This is a genomic window from Pseudomonas sp. GW821-FHT07G06, assembly GCF_058986625.1.
On record NZ_JBYSVW010000001.1, the window covers coordinates 232,118 to 250,908 of the forward strand.

Sequence of the window (18,791 nt, forward strand, 5' to 3'; positions counted from 1 at the left end):
GCTCCTACACACACAGCGCCATCGTCATTAATTTGCAACGGGAGACCACCATGCCGCGTTTCGCTGCCAACCTGTCCATGCTGTTCACCGAACAGGACTTTCTTGCCCGTTTCGAAGCGGCCGCCAAAGCCGGCTTCAGTGGTGTCGAGTACCTGTTCCCGTACGACTTCAGCTCCGCCGAAATCAAGGCCAAGCTCGACGCCAACGGTCTGACCCAAGTGCTGTTCAACCTGCCGGCCGGTGACTGGGCCAAGGGCGAGCGCGGTATCGCGTGTCTGCCGGACCGGGTTGAAGAGTTCCGTGCCGGTGTCGATCTGGCCATCGCCTACGCGCAAGTGCTGGGCAACACCCAGGTCAACTGCCTGGCCGGTATCCGGCCGCAGGGCTTTGACGATGCCACCGTGGAGAAAACCTTCGTCGCCAACCTCAAGTACGCGGCCGACAAGCTGCAAGCGGCGGGCATCAAGCTGGTGATGGAAGCGATCAACACCCGTGACATTCCAGGCTTCTACCTGAACAACACGGCGCAAGCCCTGTCGATTCGCGAGCAGGTCGGCAGCGCCAACCTGTTCCTGCAATACGACATCTACCACATGCAAATCATGGAAGGCGACCTGGCCCGCACCCTGCAATCGCACCTGGGCGAGATCAACCACGTGCAGCTCGCGGACAACCCGGGGCGCAACGAACCAGGTACCGGTGAAATCAACTACCGCTTCCTGTTCGAACATCTGGACCGCATTGGTTACCAGGGTTGGGTCGGTTGCGAATACAAGCCGCTGACCACCACCGAAGCAGGCCTGGGCTGGCTCAAAACCCACAACGCAATCTAAACGAACATGAAATCCCTGTAGGAGCTGCCGCAGGCTGCGATCTTTTGATCTTGATCTGCAAAAGCAACATCAAAAGATCGCAGCCTTCGGCAGCTCCTACAGGGGGGCACACAAAAACAAGAGGATTTTCTCATGGCTAAAATCGGATTTATCGGCACCGGCATCATGGGCCACCCAATGGCGTTGAACCTGCAGAAAGCCGGTCACAGCCTGTTCCTGTCGGCGCACCACGACGCCGCCCCTGCCGACCTGGTTGCCGCCGGCGCCGTTGCTCTGGCGAACCCGAAAGAAGTCGCCCAGGAAGCCGAGTTCATCATAGTCATGGTGCCGGATACCCCACAGGTCGACGATGTGCTGTTCCGTGCCGACGGTATCGCTGCCGGCGTGGGCAAAGGCAAAGTGGTGATCGACATGAGCTCGATCTCGCCGACCGCCACCAAGGCTTTCGCCGCGAAGATCAACGAAAAAGGCGCGCAATACCTCGACGCCCCGGTCTCCGGTGGTGAAGTCGGCGCCAAGGCGGCGACCCTGAGCATCATGGTCGGCGGCGATGCCGACGCCTTCGAACGCGCCCTGCCGCTGTTCCAGGCCATGGGCAAGAACATCACCCTGGTCGGTGGCAACGGTGACGGTCAAACCGCCAAGGTGGCCAACCAGATCATCGTGGCCCTGAACATCCAGGCGGTGGCCGAAGCCCTGCTGTTCGCTTCGAAAAACGGTGCCGATCCAGCCAAGGTGCGCGAAGCACTGATGGGCGGTTTCGCCTCCTCGAAGATCCTCGAAGTGCACGGCGAGCGCATGATCAAGGGCACCTTCGATCCGGGCTTCCGCATCAGCCTGCACCAGAAGGACCTGAACCTGGCCCTGCAAGGCGCCAAGGAGCTGAACATCAACCTGCCGAACACCGCCAACACCCAGCAAGTGTTCAGCACCTGCGCGGCCATCGGTGGCAGCAACTGGGATCACTCGGCGCTGATCAAGGGTCTGGAACACATGGCGAACTTCTCGATTCGCGATAAGAAGTAAGCCCTGCCGCAAAACCTTGTGGGAGCGAGCCTGCTCGCGAAAGCGGAATGTCAGTCAGCATGGATGTTGAATGTCACGACCTCTTCGCGAGCAGGCTCGCTCCCACAGGGATCCGAGTTGCCCATTCGAATAACAAGAATTCCGGGAGCCCGCCATGTCGGTCGATCCGCAACAATTGCTGCGCGAGCTGTTTGCCACAGCCATCGACGCGGCACATCCGCAACAAGTCCTCGAAGCCCATCTGCCTGCCGACCGCAGCGGTCGCGTGATCGTCATCGGCGCCGGCAAAGCCGCAGCCGCCATGGCCCAGGTGGTCGAGCGTTGCTGGCAGGGTGAAGTGTCAGGCCTGGTGGTGACCCGTTACGGCCACGGCGCACCTTGCGAAAAAATCGAAGTGGTCGAAGCCGCGCATCCGGTACCGGACGCTGCAGGTCTGGCCGTGGCCAAGCGCGTGCTGGAACTGGTCAGCGACCTCAACGAATCCGACCGCGTGATCTTCCTGCTCTCCGGCGGCGGCTCTGCCCTGCTGGCACTGCCGGCCGAAGGCATCACCCTGGCCGACAAGCAGTCGATCAACAAAGCCCTGCTCAAGTCCGGCGCGACCATCGGCGAGATGAACTGCGTGCGCAAGCACCTCTCGGCGATCAAGGGCGGCCGCCTGGGCAAAGCCTGCTGGCCGGCCACTGTCTACACCTATGCGATTTCCGATGTACCGGGCGACCTTGCCACGGTCATCGCCTCCGGCCCTACCGTGGCCGACCCGAGCACCTCGGCCGAAGCCCTGGCGATCCTCAAGCGTTATGCCATCGAGGTCCCGGCCTCGGTGCGCACCTGGCTGCAAAGCCCCGAATCGGAAACCGTCAAACCCGGCGACCCGAGCCTGGCACGCAGTCACTTCCAATTGATCGCCCGTCCGCAGCAATCCCTTGAAGCGGCGGCGGTGAAGTGCCGCCAGGCCGGGTTCAGCCCGCTGATCCTCGGCGACCTCGAAGGCGAATCCCGCGAGGTGGCGAAGGTCCACGCCGGCATCGCGCGACAAATCGTCCTGCACGGTCAGCCGCTGGCGGCGCCCTGCGTGATTCTCTCGGGCGGTGAAACCACCGTCACCGTGCGCGGCAATGGCCGTGGCGGGCGCAACGCCGAGTTCCTGCTGAGCCTGACCGACAGCCTCAAAGGCCTGCCCGGCGTCTACGCACTGGCCGGTGACACCGACGGCATCGACGGCTCGGAAGACAACGCCGGGGCAATCATGACCCCGGACAGCTACGCCCGCGCCGCCGCAAAGGGCCTGAGCGCCAGCGACGAGTTGGACAACAACAACGGCTATGGCTATTTCGAGGCACTCGACGCCCTGATCGTCACCGAGCCGACCCGAACCAACGTCAACGACTTCCGCGCCATTCTGATCCTTGAGAGCACTAAACATGACGCCTGACAAAAAGGTCAAAATCCTCGCCACGCTCGGCCCGGCCATCGACGGCATCGACGACATCCGTGAGCTGGTGCTGGCCGGGGTCAACATCTTCCGCCTGAACTTCAGCCATGGCGATCACGCCGACCACGCCCAGCGTTTCCAGTGGATTCGTGAAGTCGAGCGCCAACTGAATTATCCATTGGGCATCCTGATGGACCTTCAAGGCCCGAAACTGCGGGTCGGCAAGTTCGCCGAAGGCAAGGTGCAACTGGTACGTGGCCAGGCCCTGCGCCTGGACCTCGACGCCACGCCGGGCGATGAGCGCCGGGTCAACCTGCCCCACCCGGAAATCATTGCCGCGCTGGAGCCGGGCATGGACCTGCTGCTGGACGACGGCAAGTTGCGCCTGCGGGTCGTGACCAAATACGCCGACGCCATCGACACCACCGTGCTCAATGGCGGCGAACTGTCGGACCGCAAAGGCGTGAACGTGCCGCAAGCGGTGCTCGACCTGAGCCCGCTGACCGCCAAGGATCGCCGCGACTTGACCTTCGGTCTGGAACTGGGCGTGGACTGGGTGGCGCTGTCGTTCGTGCAACGTCCCGACGACATCCGCGAAGCCCGCAGCCTGATCGGCGACAAGGCCTTCCTGATGGCCAAGATCGAGAAGCCCTCGGCTGTCGAACAACTGCGCGAGATCGCCGAATTGAGCGATGCGATCATGGTCGCCCGTGGTGACCTGGGCGTGGAAGTGCCGGCCGAAAGCGTGCCGCAGATCCAGAAGAACATCATCAGCACCTGCCGCCAGCTCGGCAAACCGGTGGTGGTGGCCACGCAGATGCTGGAGTCGATGCGCTTCTCGCCAGCGCCCACCCGCGCCGAAGTCACAGACGTGGCCAACGCCGTGGCGGAAGGTGCGGACGCGGTGATGCTGTCGGCGGAAACCGCGTCCGGCGAATACCCGCTCGAAGCCGTGCAGATGATGAGCAAGATCATCCGCCAGGTGGAAAACGGTCCGGACTACCAGACTCAACTCGACGTCAGCCGACCGAAAGCCGAGGCCACCGTTTCCGACGCGATCAGTTGCGCCATTCGCCGTATCAGCAACGTGCTGCCGGTGGCGGTGCTGGTCAATTACAGCGAATCCGGCGCGTCGAGCCTGCGTGCGGCGCGGGAGCGGCCGACCGTGCCGATCCTCAACCTGACGCCGAACCTGCAGACCGCCCGTCGCCTGAGCGTGGCGTGGGGTGTGCACTCGGTGGTCAACGATCGCCTGCGCCAGGTCGATGAAGTCTGCTCCACAGCGCTGGAGATCGCCCAGGCCCAAGGCATGGCGCAGCGTGGCGACACCTTATTGATCACCGCCGGTGTGCCCTTTGGGCAGCCGGGATCGACTAACTCTCTGCGTATCGAGACATTGATCTAGCGCCCATACCGGCCTCATCGCGAGCAAGCTCGCTCCCACAGTTGATTTGTGTACGGCACAAATACAATGACTGAGCAAAGACTCAATGTGGGAGCGAGCTTGCTCGCGATGCAGGCAACTCGGTTTCACTGACTTTCAGAACTGCCATGCCTGCCAACCATTTCAACACCCACTGCCCCGACTGGGCCGAAGCCTTGCTCAACGGCTTTAGCCAGATCTTTCTCCAGCGTAATCCGCTGTGCGGCCTGCTGTGCCTCCTGGCAATCCTGTTCACTGCGCCCGCCTTGCTGGGCGGCGCCTTGCTCGGTGGTGTCGCCGGGTTGCTCACCGCACAACGTCGCAACTACGCCAAGGCTGACCGTCAGGCCGGGTTGTTTAGCTACAACGGCGTTCTGCTCGGACTGTTGCTGAGCCTGTACTTCCCCTGGTCGGCGATGATGCCGCCGCTGATTCTGGCCGCCGGTGGCCTGAGCGCGATGTTCACCCAGCAGTGGCTCAAGCGCGTCCGGTTCAGCCAATACCTCCCCGCCTACACCACGCCATTCGTGGTGCTGAGCTGGGTGTTGCTGTGCTTCGCCACACCCTCGACAGAGGCGCATTTGATCGAGGTCAGCACCCTGAACATGCTCGCCGCCCCTTTCAAAGGTATCGGTCAGGTGATGTTCCTCGGTCATCCCCTGGCCGGTGCGATGATTGCCGCCGGCCTGCTCATCGCTGATCGCCGCGCCTTCTGCTGGGCGTTGCTGGCGTCTGTCGCGGGCATGGGCTGGAGCCTGCTGCAGCACGACTTCTACACCGCACTGCTCGGCCTCGGCGGCTACAACGCCGTACTCGCCGCCCTTGCCTTCAGCTCGCAGCGTCGCCAACCGTGGCTGCCGCTGGTCGGCATCGGCCTGGCGCTGCTGCTGACGCCGGTGTTTGCCACCATCGGCCTGCCCACGCTGACCGCGCCGTTCATTCTTGCCTGCTGGCTGATCCGCACGGTTGTTCAGATGCTCGGCAAAGCCACGGTCGAAAGCGCGCCTTGCGCTACCGGGGAGAATCAACCTAGGCTGCGCTGATCATCGAGTCAGGCGTTATCCATGGACAGCAACAAACACTGGCGTGAAGACCTTTACGTCATGATTTTCCAGACCGACACCCAGGCGGGTCGGCGCTTTGACGGCATCCTGCTGTTGATCATCCTCGCCAGCCTGGTGATCGTGATGCTCGACAGCATCGACAGCGTTCACCGCAACTACGCCGATGTACTCGCCTATATCGAGTGGGGCTTCACGGTGATTTTCCTCGGCGAATACATCCTGCGCCTGTACTGCTCGCCCAAACCCCTGCGCTACGCCTTCAGCTTTTACGGACTGGTGGACCTGCTGGCCATCGTGCCCGGCATCCTCGCGCTGTATTACGCCGATGCGCAATATCTGCTGATTATCCGGATCATCCGCATGCTGCGGATCTTCCGCGTGCTCAAGCTCAGCCCTTATCTCAAGCAAGCCAACTACCTGATGTCGGCGTTGCGCGGCAGCAAGCAGAAAATCGTGGTGTTCCTGGTCAGCGTCTGCACGCTGGTGACGGTATTCGGCACGTTGATGTATGTGATCGAAGGCCCGGAACATGGCTTCACCAGCATTCCCAAAGGCATCTATTGGGCTATCGTGACACTGACCACCGTGGGCTTCGGCGACATCGTGCCGAAGACGCCGCTGGGCCAGGTTGTTTCGTCGCTGGTGATGATCACCGGTTACTCGATCATTGCCGTGCCAACCGGGATTTTCACCGCTGAACTGGCCAATGCCATGCGCGGCGATCAACTTCAACACGACTGCCCGGTGTGCAAGAAAAACAGCCACGAACACGGTGCTGCATTCTGCTCCCGTTGCGGCAATGCACTGTTCAAAAAACTGGAATAAGCAAAGAGCTTTTTAATCTTTAAAGGACTAAACGAGCCCAGCTATAGTCGCGTGCTCTGAAACCAAAAAATAACCCGTAGGAGCTGCCGCAGGCTGCGATCTTTTGATTTTTCGTTTTTTTTAAGCAAGATCAAAAGATCGCAGCCTGCGGCAGCTCCTACAAATAGAACAAGGAATTCGCAGTGAAAAAACTCTTTGGCGCCTCACTTCTCGCCGCTGGCCTTGCCCTTGGCAACATCGCCCAGGCTGCACCGACGCTGCTCAACGTTTCCTACGACGTGATGCGCGATTTCTACAAGGACTACAACACTGCGTTCCAGAAACACTGGCAAGCCGAGCACAACGAAAACATCACCCTGCAGATGTCCTTCGGCGGCTCCAGCAAACAGGCACGCTCGGTGATCGACGGCCTGCCGGCGGATGTCATCACCATGAACATGGCCACCGACATCAATGCCCTGGCGGACAACGGCAAACTGGTCCCGGAAAACTGGGTCACGCGCCTGCCGAACAACAGCGCGCCGTTCACCTCGGCCACCGTGTTCATCGTGCGCAAGGGCAACCCGAAAGCCCTGAAAGACTGGCCGGACCTGCTCAAGGATGGCGTGCAAGTCATCGTGCCGAACCCGAAGACTTCGGGGAACGGTCGCTACACCTACCTCTCGGCCTGGGGCTACGTGCTGAAAAACGGCGGTGACGAGAACAAGGCCAAGGACTTCGTCGGCAAACTGTTCAAGCAAGCGCCGGTCCTGGATACCGGTGGCCGTGCCGCCACCACCACCTTCATGACCAACCAGATCGGCGACGTGCTGGTGACCTTCGAGAACGAAGCGGAAATGATCGCCCGCGAGTTTGGCCGTGATCAGTTCGAAGTCATCTACCCAAGCGTTTCCGCCGAAGCCGAGCCACCGGTGTCGGTGGTCGACAAAACCGTCGACAAGAAAGGCACCCGCGCCGCCGCCGAGGAATACCTGAAGTACCTGTGGTCGCCGCAAGGCCAGGAGATCGCTGCCGCCAATTACCTGCGCCCGCGTGACCCCGCCGTGCTGGCCAAGTACACCGACCGCTTCCCGAAAGTGGACTTCCTGTCCGTCGAGAAGACCTTCGGTGACTGGCGTACCGTGCAGAAGACCCACTTCAACGATGGCGGGATTTTCGACCAGATCTACAGCGGTCAGTGATCGCTGAGCGGCAATGAACAAGGCGACCTGCACAGGTCGCCTTTTTTGTGAACACCCCCCGAACGACTGTAGGAGCTGCCGCAGGCTGCGATCTTTTGATCTTGATCCTGTTTTTTAAAATCAAGATCAAAAGATCGCAGCCTGCGGCAGCTCCTACAGGGGTGCACCTTTAGCTCAAATTGCCGCAGAAAATGGCCTGATTACCATCGACCGGGCTCTGACGCACCACCAGGGCGTAGCTGCCGGCTCTAAGGGTCTCGACGGCGACCGGCGCGCTTTTCCAGAAGCGCTGGTTCGACGCTTGCGAATAGAACCGGGCATTTGGACCGTCATTCATGTCATAGGCTGGTTTCGAACCCAGGTTCCCACAGCTTCCCGGATAGATGTAGGCCGTCAATCGACCCGGCAGTGTGCTGCCTATGCCCTCGCCGCTGACCTCAACCCAGAACGTTGTTGCGTTATCACCGGGCATCATGATCAACCGGGCAATATTCCCGGGATTATCGGATGTAGCATTCAGGGGAACGCTGGTGACCTGACTGTCAGGCACTGTCGAGCACCCAGAGATCCAACCGACCGCTACCACTAACGCCAGCGAAGATACGATTTTCATCGTGATACTCCCGCTTGTAAGGACACATTGAAGTGATCCCCCTGTAGATTCTAGCTGCCGGGGCTGCGCGGGCTTTTCTTCAGATGGCCGGTTGCCATGTGTCGGCTACATCGGCGGCGTCACGCCATCCTTGCCCGCCGAGATGGATTGAGCGGTGAGCGTGCCGTCAGCGCCCTGCGTGACAAAGGTCACGATCTTCACGCCCACCTTCAACAGGCTGCGATCGGCCGGCATCAGGTTAACGATGGGAACGTCTTCGGGCACCAGGATCTTCTGTTGGCCACCCTTGTAGTTGACGGTCAGCACCCGGCCATTGCTCACCACCAGGTCGCCGACGCTGCCGTTGGTCATACTGCTGCCCTTGACCAGATCGAAGGGCCGATGACCGTCACCACTGCCGGCCAGTTCCGGCGGGAACACATGGACCTCAAGGGCCTTGAGCGTGCCGTCCTCCTGGGGAATGGCTGCGGAGCCGATGTAGCTGCCGGGCTTGATGTCCTCGATATTGGCCAGGGTCACGGCGCGGACCTTGGTGTCCTGGGTCAGGTTGATCACCAGGTTGTCGCCGCTGTTGGCGCGGACTTTCACAACGTCCGGACTGACACCGGTGATCTCGCCGCGTACACCGATGCGCGTGCCCGGCGCGTCTTCGGCCTGCGCGAGGCCAGCGCTGAATACGCTGATCAAGGTGAGGACTGAAACCCGGCGAATCAGCTGACGAAACTTCACATTCATGGAGCGGCCCTCGGGTCATGAGACGTGGAGAGAGAACATAAGCACGCTATCGAACAAGATGTAAGTGAATGTATCATTGACCTTCGATCTTCTGACGCAAGGCCATCAGGCGCACGACACACGCGTCCGTCAGTCATTCCGCAATGGAATGATAGCTATCACTCCAATCCCGCTTCCGCCGTTTCAGTCAGCCCGTTAGCCTGCGCGCATTCCTTTACGTACAGCGAGACCGTTATGAACCCAGCGACCCAGGTGCCCCACGGCACCGCGACAATGACCCGAGGCATGGTGCTGCTGTTCGCCTTCTGCTGCGGCGCCATTGTCGCCAATATCTACTACGCCCAGCCGATCATCGGCCTGATCGCCCCGGACATCGGCCTGACCAACACCATGGCCAGCCTGATCGTTTCCCTGACTCAGATCGGCTATGCGCTGGGGCTGTTTTTCCTGGTGCCGCTGGGGGATCTGCTGGAGAACCGCCGGTTGATGATCATCACCACCCTGGTGGCGATTGCCAGCCTGCTGGGTGCGGCGTTCACCGATCAGCCGAACCTGTTCTTGCTGATTTCGCTGTTGGTGGGGTTCAGCTCGGTTTCGGTGCAGATCCTGATTCCACTGGCCGCACACCTGGCGCCGGAAGAAACCCGTGGCCGAGTAGTGGGCGGGATCATGGGCGGTTTGCTGCTCGGCATTCTGCTGGCCCGGCCGGTGTCCAGCGTGGTAGCCGACCACTTCGGCTGGCGCGCGATGTTTGTGATTGCCGCGGTGTTGATGGCGGCCATCAGCATCGTGCTGGCCATGACCATTCCCAAGCGTGAGCCTGATCACAGCGCTTCCTATGGCCAGTTGCTGGGTTCGCTGTGGACGCTGCTGCGCAAGCAACCGGTGCTGCGTCAGCGGGCGTTTTACCAGGGCTGCATGTTTGCCACGTTCAGCCTGTTCTGGACTGCCGTGCCGCTGGAATTGGCGCGCAATCACGGCTTGTCGCAAAGCGAGATCGCGATTTTCGCGTTGGTAGGTGCCATCGGCGCCATCGCCGCCCCGATCGCCGGACGCCTGGCGGATGCCGGCCACACCCGCATCGCGTCGGTGCTGGCCCTGCTGTTCGCCAGCCTGAGTTTTATGCCGGCGTTCATCCATCCGGCCTACAGCGTCATCGGCTTGGCCGTGACTGGCGTGGTGCTGGACTTCTGCGTGCAGATGAACATGGTCCTCGGCCAGCGTGCGGTGTACGCGCTCGACGGTAAAAGCCGCAGCCGCCTGAATGCGCTGTACATGACCAGCATTTTCATCGGCGGCGCCTTCGGCTCTTCGGTAGCCAGCGCAGTGTACGAACAGGGCGGCTGGTTGTGGATCGTGATCGTCGGCAGTGCGTTTCCACTGCTGGCGTTGTTGCGGTTCCTGAGTGTTTCGCCGAAGGCATCGTTGGCGACGGCTTAATACCTCAATCCTCGCCGCACCTGGATCTGTGGGCGCGGTTCCCACCGGGAGAATGTGCAGGGGGTGTTGAAGAACGATGTTTGAAAGCAGGCGTTTCGTTTATTGCGATTTTCGATTAATTCGAATAGCCTGCTGAAATCGATTATTCAGAATATTGGAAGCCGTCATGTCGACCGTCATTCATCCGCCAATCAATTTGCCCGCGAAACACGAGATACAGGCTGCAATCGTGGGGCAACGTACCCTGGCTGCCTATCTCGCCACCCAGTTCGAAACTCAGCATATCCAGATATTCGATGAGCAGAACGAAGCGCATAACATCGAACTGCCCACCTCGGCGCTCCGTTTGCTCGTCGATATTCTGGCGGAGCTCGCCGCCGGTAACGCTGTGAAAGTAGTCCCGGTCCACGCTGAACTGACTACGCAAGAAGCAGCAGACCTGCTCAATGTCTCACGTCCACACCTGATCAAACTGCTCGAATCCGGCGAACTGTCCTACCACAAAACCGGCAAGCACCGACGTGTGCGTTTTGCCGATTTGATGGACTATAAAAACCGGCGCGACACCGCCAGCGAGCAGGCAATGCTGCTTCTCGCCGAGCAGGCACAGGCGTTAAGGACAGGATACGAGTGAGGCACACTTCATTTACCGCTGTATATGACGCTTGCGTGCTTTACCCCGCGCCCTTGAGAGACTTTCTGATGTGGCTCGCGCTCTCCGGGCTTTTCAGGGCGAAATGGTCAGTGGCAATACACGATGAATGGAAACGCAATCTGCTAAGAAACCGCCCGGATCTCAACACCGCGCAATTGAATCGCACCTGCGAGCTAATGGATCTGGCGATTCCCGACGCCTGCGTGTCGGGGTACGAAGCTTTGATACAAGGACTGACGCTGCCCGATGCGGATGACCGACATGTCCTGGCGGCTGCCATTCGTTGCAACGCCAGCGTCATTGTCACTTTCAATCAGAAAGACTTCCCTCGCACCGCGCTGCAACCTTATGGCATCGAGGCCCAGCACCCCGACGAGTTCGTCGACAACCTTTTCGACCTGGATCCGGCAGCGGTGGTCGCCGCGGCACAACGACAGCGCAAGCAACTGAAGGCCCCACCGATGAACACTGACACTTATCTCGATCTCTTGTTACGCCAAGGCCTGGTTCAGTCGGTCAAGGCATTGAACAGTTTCCGCGCAATGCTCTGAAAACCGCCACCCCCAATCGCTACAACACACACCCATCGAACCCGACCCTGACATTCGCCGGCAATTCACCCTGATGCTGCATCAACCAGGCATCCAGGGTATGCCCGACATGGGTCAATACCGCCAACTTCGGCTGCAATTCATCGATGCTCTGCAAGGCCAGGTTCAGGTCATTGTGATTGCGCGGTGCCTGGGGTTGCGGCGGCATGGAGCAATCCAGCACCAGCAGGTCCGGTGGTTCACGCCGCAGCCAGTTCAACGTGTCCGGCGGCAGGCCTACGGTGTCGGTCAGGTAGGCAATCCGCCGCCCTTCTCCTTCCAGCCAATAACCGAGGGTCGGTTTCGAGTGTTGCAGTGGCAGCGCAGTGACGCTGAGCGCGCCGAAATGCCGGGTTTCGAAGCCATCGAAGGGTTGGCTGAAGTCGAGAATGCCGGGGTGTTTGTAGAGGTCGGCCAGGCCTTCCGGGTCCACCGGGCCGTGGACCGGAATCACCAGGCCCTGGCCCCAGCGCAGATGCAACAGGCCCTGGGCGTGATCGGCGTGGTAGTGGGTCTGGAAAATGCCGTTGAAACTGCGCGGCGGGAAACGTTCGCACAGGTCAGGCAAGCCGCTGTCGATCAACCAGCGTTGATCGGCGCACTCGACCAGCGCACTGCACGGTCGACGCTGCAAGCGCTCATCGTCGCGGGCGGCAACGCAGACCACACATTCGCAACCGTAGACCGGCACTTGCCGGGCATCGCCGGTGCCCAGCAACGTCAGGCGCATGGGGCATGCTCGTCAATGCAAGCCAGCAAGCGTTCAACAGTGGTCTCCAGCGGCCCGGAGTTGTCGAGCAGGTGCACGGCCGAGTCTTCTGCCAGCAGCCGCTCATTGAATCGGACATTGCGGGCCAGGCGCTGATCGATCTCGATCAGCGACTCACGCCCGCGCTCCAGCAGGCGTTGACGCAACACCGCCTGATCCACGGTCAGCAACAGCACCAGCACATTCGGATAGCGCAGACGGGTTGCCTGCAAATGCCCCCGCGAGCCATTGACCAGCACGTCCTGGCCGGCGGCCAGCCAATCGTCGATTTCCCGGGGGATGCCATAGGACAGCCCATTGGCGTGCCAGCTCAGGGCAAACGCGCCCTGAGCTTCCATATCGGCGAATTGCTGCGCGCTGACACCCAGCGCCGCCTCGCCCACGGCTTCGGCCGAGCGGGTAATGACCCGGCGCACGATACGGCAGCCGCGTTCGGCCAACCGCGTTCGCGCGGCATCCAGCAGGCTGTCCTTGCCCGAACCTGAAGGCCCGATGAGATAGATCAACCTGCCCGCCATCAAAACACCCTCTTCGCTTGTCGCCATACTTGCTGGACCACCGGCAGACCGTCCTGGCTGCGCGCTTGTAGCAGGTCAGCCCGCAGGCCCGGTGCGATCTCGCCGCGATCGTTCAGCCCGGCGGCCCGGGCCGGATTCAGGCTGACCATGCGCACCGCTTCGGCCAGACCGATCCGCTCACTCTGCGCCGCCAATGCGAACGCCGATTGCAGCAGGCTCGCCGGGTAGTAGTCGCTGGACAGAATATCCAGCAAGCCTTCGGCGGCCAGATCGAAAGCGGCCACGTTACCCGAGTGCGACCCGCCACGCACGATGTTCGGTGCGCCCATCAACACATTCATGCCGTGCTCCCGGCAACCGCGCGCAGCTTCGACTGTGGTCGGAAACTCGGCGATGGTCATGCCGTAGCGCGCCGACTCCTCGACGTGGGCCAGGGTCGCGTCGTCATGACTGGCCACCGACAGCCCAAGGGCCAGGCAATGCTCGACAATCGCCGCGCGGTAGCGGTCGCTGTAGGTGCGCGAGTTGGCCATTTGCAGGGTGATGAATTCGTCCATCTGCGTGGTGGTCAGGTGGTACTTGCCCATGTAGTACTCACGGTACTTGGATTCCAGCACAAACTGGCGCTGACCCGGCGAATGGTCCATCACCGATACCAGTTGCACCAGCGGGTTTTCCACCAGATCGCGGAACACGCTGAGGGTGTCCGGGTGGCACAGCTCGCAGCGCAGGTGCAAACGGTGTTCGGCGCGGGTCAGCCCGGCGTCGGACGCCCTGGAGATGGCATCGAGCATCGCCGGCAGTTTCTGCATGCGATTGCCCTTGGGGTTCACGTCACCGATGGACACCGCGTCGAACACCGTGGTGATGCCGGCCGCGATGATCTGCGCATCGTGGCTGAGCACCGCCGGCACCGACGGCCAGTCCACACCGGGGCGCGGGGTCATGTGGCGTTCCAGGTTGTCGGTGTGCAGCTCCACAAGCCCCGGCAGCAGGTAGTCGCCATTGAGGTCCAGGGCCTGGGGCAAGCGGCTCGGGCCTTCGGCGACTTCGGCGATCAAGCCGTCGCGCAGCAGCACGGTGCCGTAGAACACGCGGTCAGCGGTGACCAGTTGGGCATTGCTGAGGATCTGTTCAACGGGCATCGGCGTATTCCTTCTCGGTCGCAGCGGCTGGGGTCATGTCGAGATGACGGTCGGCGACCGCCTCGCGGGCGATACGGTCGTGGAAGATGCCGATCAGTGCGGCACCGGCGGCTTTTGCTTCATTCATCAGCTCCAGCACCACCTGGCGGTTGCTGTCATCGAGGGAGGCCGTGGGCTCATCAAGCAACATCACCGGCCACGCCACCATGAATCCCCGGGCGATGTTGACCCGCTGCTGTTCGCCACCAGAGAAGGTGCCCGGCGCCAGTTGCCACAGGCGTTGCGGGATGTTCAGGCGAGTGAGCAACGATTCGGCCCGCGCTTGTGCCTGCTCTTTCGCCCAGCCACGGGCCAGGGCCGGCTCCATCACCACGTCCAGGCACGCCACCCGGGGAATCACCCGCAGGAACTGACTGACATAACCCAGGGTGCGCTGGCGCACTTGCAGGACGTCCCGGGGCTCGGCGCCGACCAGCTCCCGCCATTGGCCATCGTGCTGTACACGGATGCTGCCGCCCGCCGGCAGGTAGTTGCCATACAAGGTGCGCAGCAGGGTGCTCTTGCCCGCACCGGACTGGCCGTGCAGCACCAGGCACTCGCCGGCCGCCACACTGAAGTCCACCCCGCGCAATACGTTGAGGACCACGCCGTTCTGTTGATGCAGGGTGAAGGTTTTCGAGAGGTCACGGACCTCGATCAAGGTATTCATCGCTGGGAATTCCACTATTGAACGGGGCTTCACGGCTGCAACACCGAAGACACCAGCAGCTGCGAGTAAGGGTGCTGCGGATCGTCGAGGACCTGATCGGTCAGCCCGGTTTCCACTACCCGCGAGCGGCGCATCACCATCAGGCGGTCGGCCAGCAACCGCGCCACCGCCAGGTCGTGGGTGACGATCACCACGGCCAGGTCCAGCTCACGCACCAGTCCGCGCAGCAGGTCGAGCAAGCGCGCCTGCACCGACACATCGAGGCCGCCGGTTGGCTCGTCCATGAACACCAGGCGCGGGCTCGACACCAGGTTGCGGGCGATTTGCAGGCGCTGCTGCATGCCGCCGGAGAAGGTCCTGGGCAAGTCGTCGATGCGCTGCGGATCGATTTCCACCTGGCTCAGCCAGTCCAGCCCGGCACCGCGCAGTTGCCGGTAATTGCGCACGCCCTGAGCCATCAGGCGTTCGCCGATGTTGGCCCCGGCGGACACGCCCATGCGCAAGCCGTCCCGCGGGTTCTGCTCGACAAAGCCCCATTCGGTGCGCAGCAAGGTGCGGCGCTCGGCCTCGCTGGCGCTGTACAGGTCCAGCCATTGACCCTGTTTGTCGCGGTAGCCGATATTGCCGCGTTGCGGCGGCAGGCGGCCGCTGAGCAATGAGAGCAAGGTGGATTTGCCCGAGCCGGACTCGCCGACAATGCCCAGCACCTCACCGGGGTACAGGTCGAAACTGACGTCCTGGCAGCCCTTCTCCGGCCCGTACAACAGCGACAGATCACGCACCTGCAACAGCGGCTCGGTGGACACGGACAATTGGTTTTTCAGCGCCTGGTTCATTGGCCCTGCTCCTGCTGGCAGACGCGCTGGGCGCAGTAATAGGTATCGGAACAGACGAAGCTCTGGGTACCGGCATCGTCGAGGATCAGTTCGTCGAGGAACGATTCGCGACTGCCGCAAATGGCGCAGCACTCTTCCCATTTCTGCGCTTCGAAGGGGTGATCCTCAAAGTCGAGACTGGTGACGCGGGTGTACGGCGGCACCGCGTACAAGCGTTTCTCCCGACCGGCGCCGAACAGCATCAGTGCCGGGCTCATGTCCAGTTTCGGGTTGTCGAATTTGGGGATCGGCGACGGGTCCATCACGTAGCGTTCGTCGACCATCACCGGGTAGGCGTAGGCCGTGGCGATGTGGCCGAAGGTGGCGATGTCTTCGTAGAGTTTGACGTGCATGACCCCGTAATCGTTGAGGGCGTGCATGGTCCGGGTCTCAGTTTCCGAGGGCTCGATAAATCGCAGCGGCTCGGGAATCGGCACCTGATAGACCATGATCTGGTCGGCGTGCAGCGGGGTTTCCGGGATGCGGTGACGGGTCTGGATCACCGTCGCGTCCGGCGTGCTTTCGGTTGTTGCAACGCCAGCGGTGCGGGCGAAGAAGCGCCGGATCGACACGGCGTTGGTGGTGTCGTCCGCACCCTGGTCGATGACCTTGAGCACGTCGTCGTCACCGAGAATCGCTGCGGTCAGTTGCATGCCGCCGGTGCCCCAGCCGTAGGGCAATGGCATCTCGCGGCCACCGAACGGCACCTGATAACCGGGGATCGCCACGGCCTTGAGCAAGGCGCGGCGGATCATGCGTTTGGTCTGTTCATCGAGGTAGGCAAAGTTGTACGCCGCGTCGCGCACCGGTGCCCCGCCTTTCATGGGGTTGCTCAGGTCATTCATGGCGTTGCCCCTCGGCAGGCTTGCGCAGTTTGCGGATCAGTTCCAGTTCGGCCTGGAAATCGACGTAGTGAGGTAACTTGAGGTGCGAGACGAAGCCGGCGGCCTCGACGTTGTCGCAGTGCATCAGCACGAACTCCTCCTGCTGCGCCGGGGACACGATCTCTTCGTTGTATTCGTCGGCGCGCAAGGCACGGTCGACCAGCGCCATGCCCATGGCCTTGCGCTCGGCGTGTCCGAAGGCCAGGCCGTAGCCGCGGGTGAACTGCGCCAGCTCCGTGGCCGAGCCGACGAACTGGTTGACCATCTCGCACTCGGTGACTTCGATGCAGCCCAGGTTGATCGGAAAGCCCAGCTCCTCGGGATCGATCCACACCTCGACTTCACCGATACGGATTTCCCCGGCGAACGGATGGTTGCGGCCGTAACCGCGCTGGGTCGAATAACCCAGCGCCAGCAGGAAACCTTCGTCGCCACGGGCCAGCGCTTGCAGGCGCTGGGCGCGACTGGCCGGCAGTTCCAGCGGGTCGCGGGTGATGTCCGCCACGCTTTCGCCGTGGTCGGATTCGGTCTTGATCAAGCCTTCCTGAGCCAGCAAACCGAGGACTCGTGGACAGGGTTCGAGGCTGGCATTCGGCGCGACTTGCGGCCCTGGGTATTCGCCTTCGGCGAGCAGCGCAAAATCCAGCAGACGATGGGTGTAATCGAAGGTCGGTCCCAGCAGTTGCCCGCCCGGTACATCCTTGAAGGTGGCGGACAAACGCCGGCCAAGCAGCATGTTCGCGGTATCGATCGGCAGGCTCGGGCTGAAGCGCGGCAACGTGGTGCGGTAGGCGCGCAGCAGGAAGATCGCTTCCACCAGATCCCCCGCCGCCTGCTTGATGGCCAGCGCAGCGAGTTCTTCGTCGTACAGCGAGCCTTCGCTCATCACCCGCGCCACCGCCAGCGGCAATTGCTGACGGATCTGTTCGACACTCAGCTCGGTGACCGACGTATCGCCCCGGCGCTTTTTCGCCAGCAGGCGGTGGGCATTGTCGATGGCCTGTTCGCCACCCTTGACGGCTACGTACATCAGGCACGCTCCTCTGCGATGCGGGTGCTGCGGGGCAGGCCGATCAGGTCGTGGCCGGCGGTGAAAAACAGATCCAGACCGCGGGGGAATTCGTTGCTGCGTTGGCGTTCACGCCAGAAGCCAGCGGCGACCGGCAGCGCTACGCCGTATTCGGTTTCGATCCCCGGTCCGCGCCACTTCAGCCCTGCCCCGCCGCCGAGGCTCGGCAGTTGAACCAGCACGGTGCAGGACTGGTCCGGGTAACGGTCGTTGCCGTGATCGAAACCGCTGAGGTCGAGCACATCATCGGCAGCCAGCAAGGCAAACCGTGCGTCTTCACGCCGGGCGGTCAGCGGGCAACCGCAATGGAACGCCAGGTTGGCGCGGATCAGCGGCGTGTCGAAGGTCGGCGCCAGCCATAGCGGCGTATCGACATCCAGCAGCGCCAGGCATAAGGCGTAGGTCGCGGGTTCCAGTCCTTCAAGGCTCGGCGTGGCTTGCAAGGTCTGGATCAGACCGGGGCCGGCCAAGGCTTTCAGGGCCGCGCGAAAACCGCGCTGGGCATCCAGCACCGGGTCGGCGAACGCCGGTTGCAACAGCTGTGCGCTCATCAGTTTTCTCCTCGCACGAGGGTGAAGAATTCGACTTTGGTGGCGGCGGTTTCCGCCTCTTTTTGCGCCCGGCGTTCGGCCTGGACGGTCGCCAGCGGCGTGATCATTTCCGCCAGCCAGTGGCGCTGTTGCGCGCCCTGCAAATGCGCATCGGCCAGGGCGGCCAGTTCGGCATGGACCTTGTCGCGACCCGCCAGATAGCTGTAGCCGGTACGGCCATCGGCCAGGCGCACCACGCAGCGGGTCACGCTCATTTCACCGACGTTGAACGGCGCGCCATTAACGCCCATGCGGCCACGGACCAGGGTCATGCCGATTTCCGGGGCGCGGATCAGTTGGTATTCGACGTCGCGCAAGGCGGCTTCGAAGGGCTGCAATTCGCTGCGACGGGCGCGGGCCAGCACGCCGATCCAGTGCTGCCGTTCGGTGTGAGGAACCGGGTTTTGCATTG

General features: G+C 62.1%; 21 protein-coding genes. 10 read left to right on the top strand and 11 right to left on the bottom strand.

Annotation, left to right across the window (positions count from 1 at the left end):
- The first annotated feature begins 50 nt into the window (after nt 1-50).
- The 7 genes from hyi (at nt 51) to AC3WJW_RS00960 (ending at nt 7,787) form a co-directional block, all read left to right on the top strand.
- On the top strand, nt 51-833 hold the full coding sequence (gene hyi, locus AC3WJW_RS00930) for a hydroxypyruvate isomerase (RefSeq protein WP_007971414.1): 783 nt from the start codon (nt 51-53) through the stop codon (nt 831-833).
- Nucleotides 834-965: 132 nt separating this feature from the next.
- Nucleotides 966-1,859, top strand: coding sequence for a 2-hydroxy-3-oxopropionate reductase (locus tag AC3WJW_RS00935; RefSeq protein WP_095963879.1), 894 nt, complete (start codon nt 966-968; stop codon nt 1,857-1,859).
- Between the two features lie 154 nt (nt 1,860-2,013).
- Nucleotides 2,014-3,294 carry a glycerate kinase type-2 family protein gene (locus tag AC3WJW_RS00940; protein ID WP_007971416.1) on the top strand — a complete coding sequence of 427 codons (1,281 nt, stop codon included), beginning with the start codon at nt 2,014-2,016 and terminating at the stop codon, nt 3,292-3,294.
- A complete protein-coding gene (gene pyk / locus AC3WJW_RS00945; protein ID WP_007971417.1) occupies nt 3,284-4,699 on the top strand; it encodes a pyruvate kinase in 1,416 nt (471 codons plus the stop codon). The genes AC3WJW_RS00940 and pyk overlap by 11 nt, the downstream gene beginning before the upstream one ends.
- Nucleotides 4,700-4,845: 146 nt before the next feature.
- On the top strand, nt 4,846-5,760 hold the full coding sequence (locus tag AC3WJW_RS00950; RefSeq protein ID WP_493724819.1) for an urea transporter: 915 nt from the start codon (nt 4,846-4,848) through the stop codon (nt 5,758-5,760).
- 21 nt (nt 5,761-5,781) lie between these two features.
- Entirely contained in the window at nt 5,782-6,606 is an 825-nt protein-coding gene (locus tag AC3WJW_RS00955) for an ion transporter (RefSeq protein WP_493724820.1), read from the top strand.
- A 182-nt stretch (nt 6,607-6,788) separates the two neighbouring features.
- The gene (locus AC3WJW_RS00960) at nt 6,789-7,787 is read left to right on the top strand and encodes a sulfate ABC transporter substrate-binding protein (RefSeq protein ID WP_493724821.1); all 999 of its coding nucleotides are present in this window, start codon (nt 6,789-6,791) and stop codon (nt 7,785-7,787) included.
- Nucleotides 7,788-7,956: 169 nt separating this feature from the next.
- On the opposite strand, the gene AC3WJW_RS00965 is transcribed toward AC3WJW_RS00960, so the two are convergent.
- Together AC3WJW_RS00965 and AC3WJW_RS00970 are read right to left on the bottom strand one after the other, a co-directional pair.
- Nucleotides 7,957-8,400, bottom strand: a complete 444-nt coding sequence (locus AC3WJW_RS00965) for a hypothetical protein (protein WP_493724822.1) — start codon at nt 8,398-8,400, stop codon at nt 7,957-7,959.
- Between the two features lie 105 nt (nt 8,401-8,505).
- A complete protein-coding gene (locus tag AC3WJW_RS00970) occupies nt 8,506-9,135 on the bottom strand; it encodes a hypothetical protein (protein ID WP_493724823.1) in 630 nt (209 codons plus the stop codon).
- 234 nt (nt 9,136-9,369) lie between these two features.
- Between AC3WJW_RS00970 and AC3WJW_RS00975 the strand changes: the two genes are divergently transcribed.
- The 3 genes from AC3WJW_RS00975 (at nt 9,370) to AC3WJW_RS00985 (ending at nt 11,781) form a co-directional block, all read left to right on the top strand.
- Nucleotides 9,370-10,575, top strand: coding sequence for an MFS transporter (locus AC3WJW_RS00975; RefSeq protein ID WP_493724824.1), 1,206 nt, complete (start codon nt 9,370-9,372; stop codon nt 10,573-10,575).
- Nucleotides 10,576-10,741: 166 nt separating this feature from the next.
- Nucleotides 10,742-11,209 carry a helix-turn-helix domain-containing protein gene (locus AC3WJW_RS00980; protein ID WP_493724825.1) on the top strand — a complete coding sequence of 156 codons (468 nt, stop codon included), beginning with the start codon at nt 10,742-10,744 and terminating at the stop codon, nt 11,207-11,209.
- A complete protein-coding gene (locus AC3WJW_RS00985; RefSeq protein WP_493724826.1) occupies nt 11,206-11,781 on the top strand; it encodes a VapC50 family PIN domain-containing toxin in 576 nt (191 codons plus the stop codon). Before AC3WJW_RS00980 ends, AC3WJW_RS00985 begins: the two co-directional genes overlap by 4 nt.
- A gap of 19 nt (nt 11,782-11,800) precedes the next feature.
- Here AC3WJW_RS00985 and phnP read toward each other — a convergent pair whose 3' ends face one another.
- Genes phnP through phnG form a run of 9 tightly spaced genes read right to left on the bottom strand, consistent with a single transcriptional unit; the run spans nt 11,801 to nt 18,789 of the window.
- Nucleotides 11,801-12,550, bottom strand: a complete 750-nt coding sequence (phnP, locus tag AC3WJW_RS00990) for a phosphonate metabolism protein PhnP (protein WP_493724827.1) — start codon at nt 12,548-12,550, stop codon at nt 11,801-11,803.
- Nucleotides 12,541-13,107, bottom strand: coding sequence for a phosphonate metabolism protein/1,5-bisphosphokinase (PRPP-forming) PhnN (gene phnN, locus AC3WJW_RS00995; RefSeq protein WP_493724828.1), 567 nt, complete (start codon nt 13,105-13,107; stop codon nt 12,541-12,543). Before phnN ends, phnP begins: the two co-directional genes overlap by 10 nt.
- Nucleotides 13,107-14,252 carry an alpha-D-ribose 1-methylphosphonate 5-triphosphate diphosphatase gene (locus AC3WJW_RS01000; RefSeq protein WP_493724829.1) on the bottom strand — a complete coding sequence of 382 codons (1,146 nt, stop codon included), beginning with the start codon at nt 14,250-14,252 and terminating at the stop codon, nt 13,107-13,109. The genes phnN and AC3WJW_RS01000 overlap by 1 nt, the downstream gene beginning before the upstream one ends.
- Complete coding sequence (gene phnL, locus AC3WJW_RS01005; protein WP_493724830.1) at nt 14,242-14,961, bottom strand: phosphonate C-P lyase system protein PhnL; 720 nt, start codon at nt 14,959-14,961, stop codon at nt 14,242-14,244. The genes AC3WJW_RS01000 and phnL overlap by 11 nt, the downstream gene beginning before the upstream one ends.
- A 29-nt stretch (nt 14,962-14,990) precedes the next feature.
- Nucleotides 14,991-15,797 (bottom strand): phosphonate C-P lyase system protein PhnK, encoded by an 807-nt coding sequence (phnK, locus tag AC3WJW_RS01010; protein WP_493724831.1) that lies wholly within the window; start codon nt 15,795-15,797, stop codon nt 14,991-14,993.
- Nucleotides 15,794-16,660, bottom strand: a complete 867-nt coding sequence (locus AC3WJW_RS01015; RefSeq protein WP_493725137.1) for an alpha-D-ribose 1-methylphosphonate 5-phosphate C-P-lyase PhnJ — start codon at nt 16,658-16,660, stop codon at nt 15,794-15,796. Before AC3WJW_RS01015 ends, phnK begins: the two co-directional genes overlap by 4 nt.
- 13 nt (nt 16,661-16,673) lie before the next feature.
- The gene (locus AC3WJW_RS01020; RefSeq protein ID WP_493724832.1) at nt 16,674-17,750 is read right to left on the bottom strand and encodes a carbon-phosphorus lyase complex subunit; all 1,077 of its coding nucleotides are present in this window, start codon (nt 17,748-17,750) and stop codon (nt 16,674-16,676) included.
- Entirely contained in the window at nt 17,750-18,340 is a 591-nt protein-coding gene (gene phnH, locus AC3WJW_RS01025) for a phosphonate C-P lyase system protein PhnH (RefSeq protein WP_493724833.1), read from the bottom strand. The genes AC3WJW_RS01020 and phnH overlap by 1 nt, the downstream gene beginning before the upstream one ends.
- On the bottom strand, nt 18,340-18,789 hold the full coding sequence (phnG, locus tag AC3WJW_RS01030; protein ID WP_493724834.1) for a phosphonate C-P lyase system protein PhnG: 450 nt from the start codon (nt 18,787-18,789) through the stop codon (nt 18,340-18,342). The genes phnH and phnG overlap by 1 nt, the downstream gene beginning before the upstream one ends.
- Nucleotides 18,790-18,791 lie beyond the last annotated feature (2 nt).

Coding starts and splice junctions, on each gene's coding strand:
- hyi (WP_007971414.1), top strand. CDS start 51: ATGCCGCGTTTCGCTGCCAACCTGTCCATGCTGTTCACCGAACAGGAC.
- AC3WJW_RS00935 (WP_095963879.1), top strand. CDS start 966: ATGGCTAAAATCGGATTTATCGGCACCGGCATCATGGGCCACCCAATG.
- AC3WJW_RS00940 (WP_007971416.1), top strand. CDS start 2,014: ATGTCGGTCGATCCGCAACAATTGCTGCGCGAGCTGTTTGCCACAGCC.
- pyk (WP_007971417.1), top strand. CDS start 3,284: ATGACGCCTGACAAAAAGGTCAAAATCCTCGCCACGCTCGGCCCGGCC.
- AC3WJW_RS00950 (WP_493724819.1), top strand. CDS start 4,846: ATGCCTGCCAACCATTTCAACACCCACTGCCCCGACTGGGCCGAAGCC.
- AC3WJW_RS00955 (WP_493724820.1), top strand. CDS start 5,782: ATGGACAGCAACAAACACTGGCGTGAAGACCTTTACGTCATGATTTTC.
- AC3WJW_RS00965 (WP_493724822.1), bottom strand. CDS start 8,400: ATGAAAATCGTATCTTCGCTGGCGTTAGTGGTAGCGGTCGGTTGGATC.
- AC3WJW_RS00970 (WP_493724823.1), bottom strand. CDS start 9,135: ATGAATGTGAAGTTTCGTCAGCTGATTCGCCGGGTTTCAGTCCTCACC.
- AC3WJW_RS00975 (WP_493724824.1), top strand. CDS start 9,370: ATGAACCCAGCGACCCAGGTGCCCCACGGCACCGCGACAATGACCCGA.
- AC3WJW_RS00980 (WP_493724825.1), top strand. CDS start 10,742: ATGTCGACCGTCATTCATCCGCCAATCAATTTGCCCGCGAAACACGAG.
- phnP (WP_493724827.1), bottom strand. CDS start 12,550: ATGCGCCTGACGTTGCTGGGCACCGGCGATGCCCGGCAAGTGCCGGTC.
- phnN (WP_493724828.1), bottom strand. CDS start 13,107: ATGGCGGGCAGGTTGATCTATCTCATCGGGCCTTCAGGTTCGGGCAAG.
- AC3WJW_RS01000 (WP_493724829.1), bottom strand. CDS start 14,252: ATGCCCGTTGAACAGATCCTCAGCAATGCCCAACTGGTCACCGCTGAC.
- phnL (WP_493724830.1), bottom strand. CDS start 14,961: ATGAATACCTTGATCGAGGTCCGTGACCTCTCGAAAACCTTCACCCTG.
- phnK (WP_493724831.1), bottom strand. CDS start 15,797: ATGAACCAGGCGCTGAAAAACCAATTGTCCGTGTCCACCGAGCCGCTG.
- AC3WJW_RS01015 (WP_493725137.1), bottom strand. CDS start 16,660: ATGAAAGGCGGGGCACCGGTGCGCGACGCGGCGTACAACTTTGCCTAC.
- AC3WJW_RS01020 (WP_493724832.1), bottom strand. CDS start 17,750: ATGTACGTAGCCGTCAAGGGTGGCGAACAGGCCATCGACAATGCCCAC.
- phnH (WP_493724833.1), bottom strand. CDS start 18,340: ATGAGCGCACAGCTGTTGCAACCGGCGTTCGCCGACCCGGTGCTGGAT.
- phnG (WP_493724834.1), bottom strand. CDS start 18,789: ATGCAAAACCCGGTTCCTCACACCGAACGGCAGCACTGGATCGGCGTG.